The organism is Mesorhizobium sp. 128a, assembly GCF_053848025.1.
Window position 1 is genome coordinate 31,356 of the sequence record NZ_JBSPKY010000015.1, and the last position, 14,801, is coordinate 46,156.

The 14,801-nt window shown below is 63.9% G+C and carries 18 protein-coding genes and 1 tRNA gene; 11 read left to right on the top strand and 8 right to left on the bottom strand.

All coding sequences use genetic code 11. The annotated features are described in order from the left end of the window. The first annotated feature begins 105 nt into the window (after positions 1-105). Positions 106-190: transfer RNA gene (locus tag ACWTU9_RS23190), tRNA-Leu, on the top strand. 128 nt (positions 191-318) lie between these two features. On the opposite strand, the gene ACWTU9_RS23195 is transcribed toward ACWTU9_RS23190, so the two are convergent. Then, a complete protein-coding gene (locus ACWTU9_RS23195) occupies positions 319-858 on the bottom strand; it encodes a DUF6428 family protein (RefSeq protein ID WP_455860321.1) in 540 nt (179 codons plus the stop codon). A gap of 42 nt (positions 859-900) precedes the next feature. Here ACWTU9_RS23195 and ACWTU9_RS23200 point away from each other — a divergent pair, with 42 nt between their 5' ends. From ACWTU9_RS23200 to arsC, 3 genes are read left to right on the top strand one after another with little or no spacing between them, the layout of a single operon-like run. Beyond that, a complete protein-coding gene (locus ACWTU9_RS23200; RefSeq protein ID WP_455860322.1) occupies positions 901-1,257 on the top strand; it encodes an ArsR/SmtB family transcription factor in 357 nt (118 codons plus the stop codon). Then, complete coding sequence (locus ACWTU9_RS23205; RefSeq protein ID WP_455860323.1) at positions 1,250-1,945, top strand: aquaporin; 696 nt, start codon at positions 1,250-1,252, stop codon at positions 1,943-1,945. The genes ACWTU9_RS23200 and ACWTU9_RS23205 overlap by 8 nt, the downstream gene beginning before the upstream one ends. Next, a complete protein-coding gene (gene arsC, locus ACWTU9_RS23210; RefSeq protein ID WP_455860324.1) occupies positions 1,942-2,364 on the top strand; it encodes an arsenate reductase (glutaredoxin) in 423 nt (140 codons plus the stop codon). The genes ACWTU9_RS23205 and arsC overlap by 4 nt, the downstream gene beginning before the upstream one ends. On the opposite strand, the gene ACWTU9_RS23215 is transcribed toward arsC, so the two are convergent. Then, positions 2,342-2,860 (bottom strand): N-acetyltransferase family protein, encoded by a 519-nt coding sequence (locus ACWTU9_RS23215; protein ID WP_455860325.1) that lies wholly within the window; start codon positions 2,858-2,860, stop codon positions 2,342-2,344. The genes arsC and ACWTU9_RS23215 overlap by 23 nt on opposite strands. A gap of 156 nt (positions 2,861-3,016) precedes the next feature. Here ACWTU9_RS23215 and ACWTU9_RS23220 point away from each other — a divergent pair, with 156 nt between their 5' ends. Continuing rightward, entirely contained in the window at positions 3,017-4,153 is a 1,137-nt protein-coding gene (locus tag ACWTU9_RS23220; RefSeq protein ID WP_455860435.1) for an MFS transporter, read from the top strand. Positions 4,154-4,320: 167 nt separating this feature from the next. Next, positions 4,321-4,524: a hypothetical protein gene (locus tag ACWTU9_RS23225; RefSeq protein ID WP_454575739.1), complete on the top strand. Its 204-nt coding sequence runs from the start codon at positions 4,321-4,323 to the stop codon at positions 4,522-4,524. Positions 4,525-5,065: 541 nt separating this feature from the next. Here the strand turns inward: ACWTU9_RS23225 and ACWTU9_RS23230 are convergent. Next, positions 5,066-5,302, bottom strand: coding sequence for a hypothetical protein (locus ACWTU9_RS23230; protein ID WP_454590114.1), 237 nt, complete (start codon positions 5,300-5,302; stop codon positions 5,066-5,068). A gap of 256 nt (positions 5,303-5,558) precedes the next feature. Here ACWTU9_RS23230 and ACWTU9_RS23235 point away from each other — a divergent pair, with 256 nt between their 5' ends. After that, on the top strand, positions 5,559-7,226 hold the full coding sequence (locus ACWTU9_RS23235; RefSeq protein WP_455860326.1) for an FAD-dependent oxidoreductase: 1,668 nt from the start codon (positions 5,559-5,561) through the stop codon (positions 7,224-7,226). Continuing rightward, entirely contained in the window at positions 7,223-7,531 is a 309-nt protein-coding gene (locus ACWTU9_RS23240; protein ID WP_455860327.1) for a UBP-type zinc finger domain-containing protein, read from the top strand. Before ACWTU9_RS23235 ends, ACWTU9_RS23240 begins: the two co-directional genes overlap by 4 nt. A 38-nt stretch (positions 7,532-7,569) precedes the next feature. Here ACWTU9_RS23240 and ACWTU9_RS23245 read toward each other — a convergent pair whose 3' ends face one another. From ACWTU9_RS23245 to ACWTU9_RS23255, 3 genes are all read right to left on the bottom strand, one after another. After that, a complete protein-coding gene (locus ACWTU9_RS23245) occupies positions 7,570-7,743 on the bottom strand; it encodes a hypothetical protein (protein WP_455860328.1) in 174 nt (57 codons plus the stop codon). Positions 7,744-7,873: 130 nt separating this feature from the next. Next, positions 7,874-9,046, bottom strand: a complete 1,173-nt coding sequence (locus ACWTU9_RS23250) for a cystathionine gamma-synthase (protein ID WP_455860329.1) — start codon at positions 9,044-9,046, stop codon at positions 7,874-7,876. Continuing rightward, the gene (locus ACWTU9_RS23255) at positions 9,043-10,476 is read right to left on the bottom strand and encodes a pyridoxal-phosphate dependent enzyme (RefSeq protein ID WP_455860330.1); all 1,434 of its coding nucleotides are present in this window, start codon (positions 10,474-10,476) and stop codon (positions 9,043-9,045) included. Before ACWTU9_RS23255 ends, ACWTU9_RS23250 begins: the two co-directional genes overlap by 4 nt. A gap of 393 nt (positions 10,477-10,869) precedes the next feature. On the opposite strand from ACWTU9_RS23255, the gene ACWTU9_RS23260 reads away from it, so the two are divergent. Further along, positions 10,870-11,202, top strand: a complete 333-nt coding sequence (locus ACWTU9_RS23260) for a hypothetical protein (protein WP_454575733.1) — start codon at positions 10,870-10,872, stop codon at positions 11,200-11,202. Beyond that, positions 11,199-11,849 carry a cysteine hydrolase gene (locus ACWTU9_RS23265; protein ID WP_455860331.1) on the top strand — a complete coding sequence of 217 codons (651 nt, stop codon included), beginning with the start codon at positions 11,199-11,201 and terminating at the stop codon, positions 11,847-11,849. Before ACWTU9_RS23260 ends, ACWTU9_RS23265 begins: the two co-directional genes overlap by 4 nt. 7 nt (positions 11,850-11,856) lie before the next feature. On the opposite strand, the gene ACWTU9_RS23270 is transcribed toward ACWTU9_RS23265, so the two are convergent. After that, the gene (locus ACWTU9_RS23270; RefSeq protein WP_455860332.1) at positions 11,857-12,210 is read right to left on the bottom strand and encodes a winged helix-turn-helix transcriptional regulator; all 354 of its coding nucleotides are present in this window, start codon (positions 12,208-12,210) and stop codon (positions 11,857-11,859) included. A 110-nt stretch (positions 12,211-12,320) separates the two neighbouring features. On the opposite strand from ACWTU9_RS23270, the gene ACWTU9_RS23275 reads away from it, so the two are divergent. Further along, complete coding sequence (locus ACWTU9_RS23275) at positions 12,321-13,091, top strand: type 1 glutamine amidotransferase domain-containing protein (protein WP_455860333.1); 771 nt, start codon at positions 12,321-12,323, stop codon at positions 13,089-13,091. A 348-nt stretch (positions 13,092-13,439) separates the two neighbouring features. Here the strand turns inward: ACWTU9_RS23275 and ACWTU9_RS23280 are convergent, their stop codons facing one another. After that, a complete protein-coding gene (locus tag ACWTU9_RS23280; RefSeq protein WP_455860334.1) occupies positions 13,440-14,792 on the bottom strand; it encodes an FAD/NAD(P)-binding protein in 1,353 nt (450 codons plus the stop codon). Between the last annotated feature and the right edge of the window lie 9 nt (positions 14,793-14,801).

Consider the following 14,801-nt stretch of genomic DNA (forward strand, 5'->3'; position numbering starts at 1 on the left):
GCAGGTGAGGGGCAGCGCCAACGCCGGAACTAAGCCGGCGAGCGGCAACCGGTCAAAAAAGCGCGTTGACACCCGTCGCTTGCCCGCTTACATGAGCCCGCACCAGCCCAGATGGCGGAATTGGTAGACGCGCACGGTTCAGGTCCGTGTTCCGCAAGGAGTGGAGGTTCGAGTCCTCTTCTGGGCACCACTCTTCGCTCTTCGAGCTTCGGGTGGCAGGCCATCCGGAGCTCCAAGAGCGAAGGGTGTCCTCCGAAGCCTTGGCGAAGGAGGACAGTCAAAAAGCCCGGTTCGTCCGGGCTTTTTTGTTGCTCAAATTCAGCTGCAGCAGGGTTTGCCCTCACTTGCCGGTTCGCAGCATGAGGCGCTGGCCTTCTGTTGCGCCTCGAGCCAGCGGTCGCGCGGCTTGCAGCTCGCCGGGCGTGGCGACAGCTCGACATGCACGGCACCCGCAACGATCTCGGGCAGGGCTGCACGGTAGAGCTGCATCGGCCGCACGCCGTCACTAACCTCGAAGGTCAGCTTGGCCAAATGGTCGAGCCCGACATGCTCGGTGACCTTGCGGATGATGGCCGAGAATTTGGCGGCCGGCATATGCGTGCGGTCTTCGGTCACGTCCCATAGCTGCACAAAGATTTCCGACCAGGATTCCGGGTTGGCGCCGCAATCCAGCGCCGCGAACTGGCCGGCCTTTACCTCGGTGACGTGATAGCCAGGCTGAACGGCGCGGCCGTCATAGAAAAACACCAAAGGCTTTTCCCTGTGTGCCGCCAGGAACCCCAACAGGCTGTCAATGGTGATGTCGGCGGGATCTGGTATCGCGGCACGGTCAAATTCGGTGTTGTCAGCGGCGAGCATTTGCGATAATCCTCATTTCGATATTTTTAGGATTATTGAAATATGGATGAGCGTCAAGCCCTTTCCGCCTTCGGGGCCCTGTCCCAGGAAACGCGGTTGAAGCTGCTGCGGCTGCTGGTTGTTGCCGGCCCCGACGGCATCGCCGCCGGCGCGCTGGCCGAGCAGGTGGAGGTCTCGGCCTCCAACGTCAGCTTTCACCTGAAGGAGCTGGAGCGGGCGGGCCTGGTCTCCACCCGGCGCGACTCCCGGTCGATTGTCTACAGCGCCGAATATGACGCGCTGACCGGCCTGATCCGGTTCCTGATGGAGGATTGCTGCTCGGGCCGGCCGGAGATCTGTTCGCCGGCGCTCAATCCGACCTGCTGCGTCCCGAACAAGGGAAGCCGTGCCGATGCCTGACTACAGTGTGCCGCGCCGTGTCGCGGCCGAGGCGCTCGGCACTGCTTTCCTCGTCGCCACCGTGGTCGGCTCCGGCATCATGGCCGAGACGCTGACTGCGGACAAAGCTGTGGCGCTGCTCGGCAACACGCTGCCGACAGGCGCCATTCTCGTCGTGCTCATCACCATTCTTGGGCCAATTTCCGGGGCTCATTTCAACCCGGCTGTCACGCTGGTCTTCACGGTTTTGCGGCAGCTGCCGATGCGCTTGGCCGGGCTGTACATCGTGGCCCAGCCCCTCGGCGGCATTGCCGGTACGATGACGGCGCACGCCATGTTCGGCCAGTCGCTCGTGCAGGCCTCAACGCACATACGCACCGGCGCGGCGCAGTGGCTCTCAGAAGGGATTGCCAGCTTCGGCCTGGCCGCCGTCATCCTGGCCGGCTTGCGCTTCGAGCGGAGCGCCATTCCATGGCTGGTCGGCCTCTACATCACGGCCGCGTACTGGTTCACGGCTTCGACTTCCTTTGCCAACCTGGCCGTGGCTGTCGCCCGCTCGCTGACCAATAGCTTTTCCGGCATCCGGCCGGCCGACCTTCCCGGCTTCATCCTTGCCGAGATTGCCGGCGCACTTATCGCCGCCGCCGTGATGGGCTGGTTGCTCATTCCCGCCGACACCAGACCACAGACCGAAAGGGCAGGGCCGTGACCGTCACCATCTATCACAACCCCGATTGCGGGACGTCGCGCAACACGCTTGCTCTCATCGTGGCGAGTGGCGAAACACCTGTCGTTGTCGAGTATCTGAAAAATCCCCCCTCGCGATCTCGCTTGGTCGGCCTGCTCAAGGCCATGGGGATGTCCGCGCGGGCACTGTTGCGCGAAAAGGGCACGCCCTATACCGAGCTTGGCCTGGCCGACGCGAAATGGAGCGAGGAGGATCTGATTGACCAGATGCTCGCCCACCCCATCCTCATCAATCGGCCGATTGTCGAAACCCCGCGCGGAACGCGGCTTTGCCGGCCATCCGAGCTGGTGCTGGATTTGCTCGACCACCCTGTTCGGGATTTCGTGAAGGAAGACGGCGAGAAGGTCGCCTATCGGCCTAAAGCGACAGATGCTTCATGAAATAGATGGAGACTTTCGGCTGGCCATGCGGGTCGACAAAGTGATGCGGGACAGAGCCGACTTCGTGCCAGTCGAGCCGCCTGTACAGTCGCTCGCTGGCCCCGCCCTCGACCGTATCGAGGAGGAGCAGAGACCGTTTTCTGCTGGTGGCCTCACGCTCGACAGCCTGCATCAGAGCGAGGCCTATGCCCTGCCGCTGGAAGTCGCGATGAACGAGGAGTTTGTAAACTTCGGCCCGGTGCGGCGCGTTCGGCTCCGGCGAAAGATAAAGTTGAACCGTGCCGACGACGCGGCCGTCGATATCGGCGCAGATGAGGAGCCGTTCGCCTTCACTCACCGAACGGAAAACATCCTCCCAATGTGCCAGCGCCTGGGGCTCATCGAAAGGCAGCACGAAGCCAACGAGCGCGCCGTCTTCGACGCTCTGGGCCAGCATCTCGGCAAGGGCTCGTACATGAAGCCTCGCCTCATTCTCATCAAACACGGCGATGCGCATCGGATCTTTCCTTTTGAGGGGTCAGAAATAGCGGGCTTTGAAGGGCGCGTGAAGGCATCGATGACAGCCGCTCCACCCGCTTCCCGGGGGCATGCCTGAGTGGCTTCAATCCCAAGTCGACCTGTCATCGTCACAACGCTCGGCCTGACGCAAATCATGGCGTGGGGTTCCTCCTACTATCTGCCGGCCGTCATTGGCCCTGCCGTGTCGGCTCAGACCGGCTGGCCGTTTCCCTGGGTGATCGGCAGCCTGTCGCTCGGGCTTTTGGTCGCGGGCCTGATATCGCCGCATGTCGGGGCCGCGATCGAACGCCATGGCGGCCGCATGACGCTGGCCTTCAGCGCCATTTGCCTCGGCATCGGCCAGGCGGTGGTAGCGACGTCGCCGACCCTTTCCATCTTCATCGCCGGCTGGCTGATCATGGGTTTCGGCATGGGCGCCGGCCTTTATGACGCCGCCTTCGGCACGCTCGGAAGGCTGTATGGGCGCAGCGCCCGTTCGACCATCACCAGCCTGACGCTGTTTGGCGGTTTCGCCAGCACCATCTGCTGGCCGATTTCGGCCTTTCTGCTCGACGCGTTCGGCTGGCGCGGCGTGTGCCTGGTCTACGCGGCAATCCAGCTTCTGGTGGCATTGCCCGCCTATCTGCTTGTCCTGCCGCGCGGCGCTCCCGAAGCGTCTGCCCAGACGGCTGCTGCGCCGGAAACGGGCCTGGCGCCGCGCAGCCTGCCCCTGATGGCCACGCTGGCCGCAAGCATCACGCTGTCGGCGGTCATATCCTCGACCTTGTCTGTGCATCTGCTGAGCGTGCTGCAATCCACCGGCCTGGCGCTGGGCGCGGCCGTCGGCCTCGGCGCCCTGGTCGGTCCTTTCCAGGTCGGCGCCCGCGCCGTCGAGATGGTCATCGCCCGCTACCACCATCCGATCTGGACCAAACTCGCCTCGGTGATTTTTGTGGTCATAGGTGTGGCGACGCTCTGGACCGGCCTGCCGGTTCTGCCGGTGGCTCTGATGTTTTACGGCGCCGGCATCGGCCTGGAATCGATCGCGCGCGGCACGCTGCCGCTCGCCCTGTTTGGCGCCCCCGGCTATGCGAAGCTGATGGGTCGGCTCGCCATGCCGAGCCTGATCGCCCAAGCCGCGGCGCCGTCCGTCGGTGCGCTGCTCCTGCAACATACGGGTGAGCGCGGATTGCTGGCCGTACTGCTCGCACTCGCCCTGACAAACGTCGCGCTGGTCGGCGCTCTGTTTGCCTTGCAGCGCGGGGCGATGCGGCGCATCCGCATCAGCTAGCGGCCGCCATGGGTTCGCCCGCGGGGGCGGCTCTTGTCAGACCAAAGTCCGAAGAGACGCCGATCAAAAGTCCAACCCTGCGCTTCTAAGGCCCGATGAGAGGAACACCGGTGTCGAGCGGGCGTTCATCGAATGGACTGAAAGAGCACTGACTGGAGGGATGGCAAATGCACAAGCATTTCATCGTCAAGACGGGCTATGGGCCCGGAACTGCGATTGCCGTCCTGATGGTTGGCTTGGCGGCTATCGGGATCCTTTTCGGCGTTCTGGGCGGCGCCCTTTACCTCACTGAAAAGCCGGCGACGAGACAATCCCTCATGTCGGTTCCAGCACGAGCCTTCGTGCCGGACGAAAATGTCCGGACACGGTGAGGCGCGAAACCATCGCGCACCATAAATGCGATCGACGATGAGACGTATCCTTCCAGTCGCGGTCCGCATCCGCGAATTTCGGGGCTGACACATGCCAGGGTCCCCTCGACTGCAGCGAAAGTTCCGGCCAACCGCCAGGACGTTTGCCAAGGCTGCAGTGTGGGTGGCAGCGATCGTTGTGCTTTATCTCATGACTGTCGGCAGCATCGGCACTTAATGAGCCGCTGCAACCAAGCGTCTGCCGGGTATGTGCAGCAAAAAGCATAACAATTTTTGGATTCGGGCAAGGCGCAGACTTGTTTCGAGTTGGCAGTGGAGGCAGCGCTTGGCATTCCGAACAGGCAGGGCGCGCCAATCAGCGTTGAAAATTGTTTCAGGTCAGTATCAGGCCGGCCAACAAGACCGCGAAGAGCACGGAAACCGGCACGGCAAGAAGCCACCGGGCTTCCAATACGCTGTTGTGTGGGTCATCCATTGTCTTGTTCCCTTGGTGAAAGCTGGCTCCAGCGCTCCTCCCGCGCTGGAGCCGCAGCCGATCGGCTCAACCGCCGTTGGCGGGAGCCGGGGCTGGAGCTGGAGCTGCCGGCTTTGGCGTTGAGGCCGGAGCCTCGACCTTGGGCACATCAACTTTCACGTTGATGTCTTTTCCACCACCGCCACTGAGATCGATGACGCCGGTAACGAAAAGCAGGGCAAGAATTGCGACGACTGCAACAACAATTGCTATCGCCGTTCCCGCGCCCCCTCCTGCATTCACGACAGTTGGTCCGTCAGCCATTTCGTCCTCCTTGAAGTTTCCTGAGAAGGCAACGGCAGCCGTAAGCCTTTGTTCCTGCTCAGGGTCTTCAGTCGTATTGGCGTAGGACTTCGGTCTGACGATCTATGATCAGCGATTGCAGCGGCTTCTGCTCCCTTGTCCTTCGTCGCGGCAGGAGAAACGACGAATGCCAATCCGTGGGCGGACAACCTCCCCTCCTGGTCAGGCACTCAACAAACCCCTTCAAACCCGGCGCCCATGACGCTACGCTCCAATCATGGCCCCTTCCGCCCAGCCCATCACCGTCACCCGCCGCGACCAGATGTTTCCCATCCTGGCCGACGCCGATATCGAGCGCATGCGCCGCTTCGGCGAGGCGAGTTCCTATGCCGCCGGCGAGCACATCGTCACCGCCGGCTCCGTGGCGCCGGGGCTGGTCGTCATCCTGTCGGGTTCGGCCGACATCACCCAGGATGTCGGGCTTGGCCGGCGCGAGACCATCGTCACCCATGGTCCCGGCAATTTTATCGGCGAGCTGGCGCAGCTTTCGAGCCGGCCGTCGCTGGTCAATGCCGAGGCCAAGGAGCCGGTCGAGGCCTTCGTCATCCCCTCGCAGCGTCTGCGCGACCTGATGGTGCAGGAGGCAAGTCTCGGCGAGCGGATCATGCGGGCGCTTATCCTGCGCCGCGTCGGGTTGCTCGAAAGCGGCAGCAGCGGGCCGATCGTCATCGGCCCGGCAGCCAATGGCGATACGCTGCGGCTACAGGGGTTTCTGCGCCGCAGCGGCCAGCCGCACCGGGCGCTCGATTCCGACAGCGATCCGTGCGCGAAAACACTGATCGAGCATTTCCGTGTCGACCAGCACCAACTGCCGATCGTGCTCTGTCCCAATGGCAAGCTGATGCACAATCCCGGCGAAACAGAGCTCGCCCGCTGCATCGGCCTGCTGCGGCCCATCGACAGCGACATGGTTTATGACGTCGCAATTGTCGGCGCCGGGCCGGCGGGGCTGGCGGCGGCGGTCTATGCGGCGTCGGAAGGGCTTTCGACCATCGTACTCGATTGCCGCGCCTTCGGCGGCCAGGCGGGCGCCTCCTCGCGCATCGAAAACTATCTGGGTTTCCCCACCGGGATCTCCGGCATGGCGCTGATGGCGCGCGCCTACAACCAGGCGCAGAAATTCGGCGTCGAAATGGTCATCCCCGACGAAGCGAAGCTGCTCGGCGCAGCGAGCGTGGGCTACTCGCTGGCGGTCGGCGACGGCGAGAGCGTCAAGGCGCGCACGGTGGTGATCGCCAGCGGTGCGCGCTACCGCCGCCTCGACATCGCCAATCTGGCCGAATTCGAAGGCACGTCGGTGCATTACTGGGCCTCGCCGATCGAGGCGCGGCTGTGCGCCGGCCAGGAGGTGGCGCTGGTCGGCGCCGGCAATTCGGCGGGGCAGGCTGCGGTCTATCTCGCCAGCCAGGTGCGGAAAGTGACGATGCTGGTGCGCCGCGGCCTCAGGGAAACCATGTCGCGCTATCTGGTCGAGCGCATCGAGGCGCAGCCCAACATCGAGGTGCTGGCCGAGACCGAGATCGAGGCGCTGGAAGGCGAAGGCGGCAATCTCACCCGGTTGCGCTGGCGCAACGGGGCCGGCGACGTCGAGACGCGGTCGATCCAGCATCTCTTCCTGTTCATCGGCGCCGACCCCAACACCGACTGGCTGGCTGAGTGCAATGTGGCGCTGGACGCCAGGGGTTTCGTGCGCACCGGCGCCGACGTGGCGGCTGGGTTGATGGAGACGAGCCGCAGCGGCGTGTTCGCCATCGGCGATGTGCGCTCCGGCTCGGTCAAGCGGGTCGCCGCCGCCGTCGGCGAAGGCGCCCAGGTGGTGGCGGCTTTGCACGCCTATCTCGCGCGACCCAACGCCGCGACATCAGAACTGGCCAGGAGAGCATGATGGACGAATGTAAACACACGACAGGCATCAAAAAAGTGACGCCGAGCGCGCTCGGCTGCGAGGAATGCCTGACGAGCGGCTCGATGTGGGTGCATCTCAGGCTCTGCCGCACCTGCGGCCATGTCGGCTGCTGCGACGACTCGCCCAACCGCCACGCCACCAAGCATTTCCACGCCACCAAGCACCCGGTCATTGAAGGCTATGACCCGCCCGAGGGTTGGGCCTGGTGCTTTGTCGACGAGATGTTCATCGACCTCGACGGCGACGTGACGCCCCAGAACGGCCCCATCCCGAAGTTTTTCTGAGGGGGCGCGGGGAGTCGCCCGAGCCTAAGGCTACGCCGTTACTTCACCGAGCCAGTGACGGTGCGGTCGATGGCGGAGGGATCGCGGTCATTGCCGGCGAGCGCACCGATGATGAGCAGACTGACGATGATTGGGACAAACAGGATGGCCACGCGGGCCTGCACATAAAAAATAGCGCGCCATTCGCTGCGCTTTTCCGGGCTGTTGTCCATCACACTCACTCTGTCACGCCTCCCGGGAGGGACATAGCGGCGAAGGGTTAAGCAAAGGCTTCCGATTGTGTTAACCGGCGTGTTTTGAGTGTAAGGCGTCGCGGTGACCATCGTTGCGCAACCTGCCCACTTATCCCCTAAGCGCCTGCTCCAGATCGGCGATCAGATCGTCGCCATCCTCGATGCCCGCCGACAACCGCACCAGCGAATCCGAGATGCCGATAGCTGAGCGCTTTTCCGCCGGGATGGAGCCATGCGTCATCAGCGCCGGGTGCTCGATCAGGCTTTCGACGCCACCGAGGCTTTCGGCCAGCGTGAACAATTGCGTGCGTTCGAGGAAGCGTTTGGTGCCGGCGAGGTCGCGGTCGAGGTCGACCGAGATCATGCCGCCGAAGGCATGCATCTGCTTTTTGGCGATAGCGTGCTGCGGATGGCTGGCGAGTCCGGGATAGACGACACGGCGCACGTCGCTGCGCGCTTCCAGCCACTGCGCGATCTTAAGGCCATTCGTCGAATGCCGCTCCATCCTGAGCGCCAGCGTCTTGATGCCGCGCAGCGCCAGAAAACTGTCGAACGGGCCTGAAATGGCGCCGATGGCATTCTGCAGGAATTTCAGCTGGGCGGCGAGATCCTTGTTGTCGCCGACGATGGCGACGCCGCCGACCATGTCGGAATGGCCGTTGAGATATTTGGTCGTCGAATGGACGACGATGTCGACGCCGAGCTCCAGCGGGCGCTGGATGTAAGGGCTGCAGAACGTGTTGTCGGCGACCGTAAGGACGCCCTTGCGCTTGGCCAGCGCGGCAACCCCTTCGAGGTCGACGATGCGCAGCAGCGGGTTGGTGGGCGTCTCAACCCAGAGCAGTTTTGTGTCCGGCCGGATCGCAGCTTCGACGGCGGCCAGATCGGTGAAATCAACAAAGCTCACCTGCAGATTGGCCGAGCGCTTGCGCACCCGCTCCATCAGACGGAACGAGCCGCCATAGATGTCGTCGGTGGCAACGATATGGGCGCCGCTGTCGAGCAGTTCCAGCACGGTCGAGATCGCCGCCAAGCCGGAGGCGAAGGCGAAGGCGGCCGAGCCGCTTTCGAGATCGGCCACCGCGCGCTCGAAGGCAAAGCGCGTCGGGTTCTGGCTGCGGGCGTACTCAAACCCCTTGTGAACGCCGGGCGACTGCTGGCCATAGGTCGACGTCGCGTAGATCGGCACCATGACCGCGCCGGTCAGCGGGTCGTGGCTCTGGCCGCCATGGATGGTGCGGGTGGAAAAGGCCAGGCGGTTCTTGCCTGCATTGCTGGTCATTTTGCGCGGCGCCTCAAATGATTGATCAGGTCGATACGGGTTATCAGGCCGACGAACTCGTCGCCATCGAAGATGATGGCGACCTCGTTGCGGTCGAATACCGGCAGCAGGGCGTCCAGCGTCTGGCTGGCCTGCAGCGTGTGCAGGTTGGAGGTCATCGCCGTGCGCACCGGACCGTTGAAACGGTCCCAGCGGCCGTCATAGGGACCGTCGACCTTGGCCAGTATGTCGCTCTCGTCGACGATGCCGACGAGCTTGCCATTGTCGAGCACCGGCAGTTGCGAGACATCGGAGCGGCGCATACGGCCATAGGCGTTGAGCAGGCTTTCGTCCGGGCCGACATAGACAATGTCGCCGGTGCGCGGCGACCGGGTAACGAGATCGCGCAAATCGCCGTGCTGTTCATGGTCGGCGAGCCCTTGTTCGGCCAGCCAGATATCGTCGAAGACCTTCGACAGATACTTGTTGCCGCTGTCGCAGACGAAGGTGACGACGCGCTTCGCAACAGTCTGCTCACGGCAATAGCGCAGCGCCGCCGACAGCAGCGTGCCCGAGGAAGAACCGGCCAGGATGCCTTCCTTCGAAAGCAGGTCGCGCACGGCCAGCATGCTCTGCTTGTCGGGGATGGAATAGGCTTTCCTGACCAGCGACAAATCGGCATTGGGCGGCACGAAATCTTCGCCTATGCCCTCGACGGTCCAGCTGCCGGCTTCCTCCATCTTGCCGGTCTTGATCAGCGGCGCCAGCACCGATCCAACGGGATCGGCCAGCACCATCTCGGTCTTGGGCGACACTTTGGCGAAGTAGCGCCCAAGCCCGGTCAGCGTGCCGCCGGAGCCGACGCCGACGACCACGGCGTCGACATTGCCGTCGAGCTGGGTAAAGATTTCCGGACCGGTGGTGGTCTCATGCGCCAGCGGGTTTGCCGGGTTGGCGAACTGGTTGGCATAAAAGGCGCCGGGCGTTTCCGCCGCGATCTTCTCGGCCATGTCCTGATAGTATTCGGGATGACCCTTGCCGACATCGGAGCGGGTCATGCGTACTTCCGCACCCAGCGCGCGCAGATGCTGGATCTTTTCGCGCGACATCTTGTCGGGCACGACAAGGATGATGCGGTAGCCCTTGGGGATGCCGACCTGGGCAAGGCCGAGGCCGGTGTTGCCGGCGGTCGCCTCGACGATGGTGCCGCCGCGTTTCAGCCTGCCCTGTTTCTCGGCCGTGGCGATCATCGACAGCGCGATGCGGTCCTTGATCGAGCCGCCGGGATTCTGGCTCTCCAGCTTGATGAAGAGCCGGCATTTTCCGGTGTCGAATTTGGTCAGCTCGACGACAGGCGTCTGGCCGATGAGGTCGAGCACGGAGGCGTAGGGTGGACGCAGGCGGGATTGGCCGTCCGAGGTTGTGCCGTCCGAGATCTTGCGCTCGCTCATATCGAAGCTCCCTGATCAAGCAACCGCCAAGAGCAAAGTGCGGAGCGGTTTTCGGACGACATCATGCTCTACTTCTTTGATTCAGCCGGCAGAGCGGCAACGTAGCTCCTTTTCCAGCCCTTTACAGACGGAAAGAAGATAGATCGTCCCAATCGACCGGCCAGATGCGGAATGAAATTCCACGAGCGCCAATCTCCCCCTCGAGGTGGAGATGTCGCCGAAGGCGACAGAGGGGGTCGCCGCGCGTGAAGCGCTAACCTCCATCTGTCGCACAAAGGTCGCGTCCGGTCGAACAGACGTGGGAGCTTTTCAACGCACCATCTTGTTCGTTGCCGCCGCCGATTCCGGCATGCTAGCCGATTGGCCCGCGGGGCAAACGCAAGGGAAAGCTCGATGAAGATCATCGCCTATGACAATTTCAAGCCCGGCGTCACGCTTGACGATCTGAAACCCTATCTGCGCGACGAGGTGTCGAATGTCTGGCGGCTGTGGAAGGCCGGCATCGTGCGGGAGAATTATGCGCGCGCCGATGTCGGCGGCGTCATCATCGTCTTCGAGCTCGACAGCGTCGAGGAAGCCCGGCGCTACACCGACGATTTTCCGCTGTCCAAGGCCGGGCTGCTGGAATGGGGTTTTTTGGCCTTCGATTCCGCACCCCTGCCGCTCGAATATCTGTTCGATCCGACCGTCGACATCGCCACCCCGTGGGACCGGACCGCGGCATGATCCGGTCGCGCGAAGGCATCGAGATCCCCACCAGCCTGGCGGAATGGTGCGACCCCAGGCGCATGGCGCTGGTGGTCTACGACATGCAGGTCGGCATCTGCCGCCAGGTGGCCGGCGCGGCTGATATCGTCGAGCGCACCGGCATTGTGCTCGAGGCCGCCCGCTCGGCCGGCATGCGGGTGGCGTTCACCCGCCATCTGTCACTGCCACTGAAATGGATGGGCGCCACCCAGCTGCGCACCGCCATGGCCTGGCAGCGACGTGATAATCCCGACGCCGTCGAGCCGTGGTTTCTGCGCGACGCCGAGGCGACGCAGATTGTTCCTGAACTTGCGCCCCGCGCCGACGAGGCGGTGTTCGACAAGCTGGCCATGTCGGCCCTCGATTCCACCGCGCTCGGCTTTGCGCTGAACGATTGCGGCGTGGGTGCCTTCGCCATTGCCGGCATCGCCATGGAGATCGGCATCGAGCCGACCGTGCGCCAAGCCACCGACAATGGCTTCGCGGCGATAGTGATCGAGGATGCCTGCGGTTTCGGCAACAGCGAAGCCCGCGATCGCTCGATGGCGACGCTTCGCTTCCTCGGCGAGGCCGTCATCACCGACGTCGCCGGCTTTTGCGGTGCGCTCAAAGCCGACGGGAGATAGGTCGATGTCAGGCGGCCGCGTCGATATCGGTGCGGAAGCGCACGCCTTCGGCGCGGCCATGCACGCTGCCCCAGTCGTAGAGGGCCTGGAGGGCGCCGGCGAGATCGTGGCCGCGCTTGGTCAAGGCATAGCGCGCCTTGCCGTCGGGCGATGTCTCGAGCACGACGAAGCCGATCTCGACAAGATCGGCCAGGCGCTGCGTCAGCATCTTGTCGGACAGCGAGGGGATCAGGCGACGCAGGTCGGAATAGCGCAGCGGCCCTTGCTTGATGCGCGCGATGATCACCGTCTTCCACTTGCCGCCGAGCGCGTCGAGCGCGAACTCGACCGGGCAGCCATAAAGTCTTCCGCGTTGGGTCATGCGCCGATTTTAGGCAAGGCGCCGCCGAGACGGAAGCGGAATTTGCCCGGCCATCTGGCTGGGTTGTGGCGTCGGGCTTTATCGGCAAAGGATTATCAGGAGGAGCAGCAATGAGCGTTCGGGACCCCAATCCGGTTAATGCCAAGAGCCCGAAACGCGTGGCGATCGTCATCGCCAATCCGGCTGTGTCGACCACGACCGGCTGGCCGGTGGGCTTCTGGTGGAGCGAGCTCACCCACCCCTGGTTCGCCTTCACCGAGCGCGGCTATGCCGTCGAGATCTTTTCGCCCGATGGCGGCAAATGCGAGGCCGATGCACTGAGCGACCCGCGCGACCCCTCCGGCTATTCGGAGACTGACCTGATTTCACTCGGCTTTATCGCGAGCCCGAACCTGGCTGCGCTGGTCGACACGACACGGCCGGTAGCGGAGATCGATGTCGAGCGCTTCGACGCCATCGTGGTGGCCGGCGGCCAGGCGCCGATGTTCAGCTATGATCGCGCGCAAACGCTGCAACAGATTTTCGTCGCCTTCCACGACGCCGGCAAGGTGGTGGCGGCGCTGTGCCACGGCACGGCGCTGCTGCGCTATGCCCGGCGCGCCGACGGAACGCTGCTTGTCGCCGGCAAGACGGTGACCGGCTTTGCCAATGCCGAGGAGGATTTTGCCGACGAGGCGACCTGGGCGATGGGTGCGCTGGAACGCGGCAGGCATCTGATGCCGTGGCGCATCGAGGACGAGTTGAGGGCGGTCGGCGCCAACTATGTCCAGGCCGGGCTGTGGCGCGGCTTTGCCGTGCGCGACGGCAATCTGATCACCGGCCAGCAGAATTTTTCCGGCGCCGAAACCGCGCGCCTGGTGTGTGAGGCATTGGGCGGGTGAACGCTCTCTCTTTGGTTTTGACGCACTTTCCTGGGTAGGCGCTGCGCGCTTTGCCCGGGGAAAGCGCTCACACTTTCTCCGGAACGGTGTCCGGACGTTCCCTTGCGGGAGGGACTTCAGTCTTAATTGAGCTATGGCTAATATTTGTGTAACCTGGCCAGTGCGGGGCGACGATCCCAAATCCAAGCTTAATCCCGCAATGGCCGGTGCGGAGCGCTTTCAACCCAAGCATCCCCTGCACCGGCCATTCTTTTGCCTCCCGCCAGGTGGCGCATGGCCAGCCTGAAATCGGATGCGCGATTGTCGCCGCAACGGGTCTGTCAAATTTATGGTCGCTCCGGAATTGCCCTAGCCCAGTAATTGCTTGCTCAGCCGCGCGCATTGGACGCGAATATCCGGGATGGCGTCGATCTCGAAGAACGTGCCGCGGGTCAGCGGGCCGACGGCGAGAATCTTGGCTGAAGCGGTGCCGTCGCCGGCGATGATCTCGCATTTGGACGAGACATCGAGACCGAGCCGCAGCGGGTCCGGCCGCGCCAGGCCGCGGTCGACCAGCGAGCGCACGACGCTGTTCGACGTTGTCGAGATGTCCCTGGCGATGCCGGTGCAATCGTAGATGCGGGCGACCTTCAGCGTTTCCAGCGCCTGGGTGTGGCGGGACTGGATGTCGACGGCGAAGCCATCGCCCGCCTCGATGCCGACGACACGGCCGGCGACGGGCCGGATGCGGCCGGTGCGCACCGCCTCGGTGACGCGGGCATGCACCTCCGGCGCCAGGCGATGGCGGTGGATGTCCCACCAGGCTTTGGTGTGTTCGACGAAACGGCGCTTGGCCGAGGACGGCCAGTTCTGCCAGATCTTCTGGTTGAAGGGTCTGAGACCATCGACGACATCGCGCCAGTCGATGCCGGCTTTCTGGTTTTCGCGGATCAGGTCGCGAAACCAGCCTACGAAATAGGACAGCTGAGTGCCGAGCGGAATGTCGGCGACATCGAGCTTGATCGGGTTGCCCTTGCGGTGCGGCGACGGCAGCAGGCCGCGCCTGGATACAGCGACGATCTCGCCTTTGTGGCCGCGCTGCTCGAGCGACAGGAACGCATCGACCATGCTCAACCCGGTGCCCAGCACCAGCACACGGGCTTCAGGGTCGAGCGCGGTATCGGCCTCGGTCCCCATGCGGATGGCATGGCCCTGGCCGGCGCCGGGCTGTTCGTCATGGCCGGTGGCGAGCACCGCCAAATGCGCAACCACGCTGGTGCCGTTTGCCAGCGTGACTTCAACCCCGGAAGAGGTCGGCGAGATCGACAGGCTTTCCTCGCGGATCAGCCTGAGACGGCCGGTTTCCTTTTCCCGTGCCTCTAGATCGTCCAGCAGTTCCTTGAGATAGCGGGCATAGACACTGCGCGGCGCATAGAAGGGTGTCTGCGGCGTCTGCTCCTGGCTCACCAGGCCGCGGGCCTGCAGCCAGCGCCAGAAATTGCCGGGATCGTCGGCATAGGCGCTCATCCCGGCGGCGCTGACATTCAGCACATGCGCCGACAACAGCGTCGAATAGGCGATGCCTTGGCCGAAATGCGGACGCTTCTCGATCAACGTGACGCGCAGATCCGGATTGGGCGATTTGAGGAGATGCGCGGCGAGAACGACGCCGCTGGCGCCGCCGCCGACGATAATGATGGAGTTGGTGCGCGCGACACTCATGCGAGCACG

Excerpts from the sequence above, each read along its gene's own strand:
- ACWTU9_RS23195 (WP_455860321.1), bottom strand. The coding sequence starts at position 858 with ATGCTCGCCGCTGACAACACCGAATTTGACCGTGCCGCGATACCAGAT.
- ACWTU9_RS23200 (WP_455860322.1), top strand. The coding sequence starts at position 901 with ATGGATGAGCGTCAAGCCCTTTCCGCCTTCGGGGCCCTGTCCCAGGAA.
- ACWTU9_RS23205 (WP_455860323.1), top strand. The coding sequence starts at position 1,250 with ATGCCTGACTACAGTGTGCCGCGCCGTGTCGCGGCCGAGGCGCTCGGC.
- ACWTU9_RS23215 (WP_455860325.1), bottom strand. The coding sequence starts at position 2,860 with ATGCGCATCGCCGTGTTTGATGAGAATGAGGCGAGGCTTCATGTACGA.
- ACWTU9_RS23220 (WP_455860435.1), top strand. The coding sequence starts at position 3,017 with ATGGCGTGGGGTTCCTCCTACTATCTGCCGGCCGTCATTGGCCCTGCC.
- ACWTU9_RS23225 (WP_454575739.1), top strand. The coding sequence starts at position 4,321 with ATGCACAAGCATTTCATCGTCAAGACGGGCTATGGGCCCGGAACTGCG.
- ACWTU9_RS23230 (WP_454590114.1), bottom strand. The coding sequence starts at position 5,302 with ATGGCTGACGGACCAACTGTCGTGAATGCAGGAGGGGGCGCGGGAACG.
- ACWTU9_RS23235 (WP_455860326.1), top strand. The coding sequence starts at position 5,559 with ATGGCCCCTTCCGCCCAGCCCATCACCGTCACCCGCCGCGACCAGATG.
- ACWTU9_RS23240 (WP_455860327.1), top strand. The coding sequence starts at position 7,223 with ATGATGGACGAATGTAAACACACGACAGGCATCAAAAAAGTGACGCCG.
- ACWTU9_RS23245 (WP_455860328.1), bottom strand. The coding sequence starts at position 7,743 with ATGGACAACAGCCCGGAAAAGCGCAGCGAATGGCGCGCTATTTTTTAT.
- ACWTU9_RS23250 (WP_455860329.1), bottom strand. The coding sequence starts at position 9,046 with ATGACCAGCAATGCAGGCAAGAACCGCCTGGCCTTTTCCACCCGCACC.
- ACWTU9_RS23255 (WP_455860330.1), bottom strand. The coding sequence starts at position 10,476 with ATGAGCGAGCGCAAGATCTCGGACGGCACAACCTCGGACGGCCAATCC.
- ACWTU9_RS23260 (WP_454575733.1), top strand. The coding sequence starts at position 10,870 with ATGAAGATCATCGCCTATGACAATTTCAAGCCCGGCGTCACGCTTGAC.
- ACWTU9_RS23265 (WP_455860331.1), top strand. The coding sequence starts at position 11,199 with ATGATCCGGTCGCGCGAAGGCATCGAGATCCCCACCAGCCTGGCGGAA.
- ACWTU9_RS23270 (WP_455860332.1), bottom strand. The coding sequence starts at position 12,210 with ATGACCCAACGCGGAAGACTTTATGGCTGCCCGGTCGAGTTCGCGCTC.
- ACWTU9_RS23275 (WP_455860333.1), top strand. The coding sequence starts at position 12,321 with ATGAGCGTTCGGGACCCCAATCCGGTTAATGCCAAGAGCCCGAAACGC.
- ACWTU9_RS23280 (WP_455860334.1), bottom strand. The coding sequence starts at position 14,792 with ATGAGTGTCGCGCGCACCAACTCCATCATTATCGTCGGCGGCGGCGCC.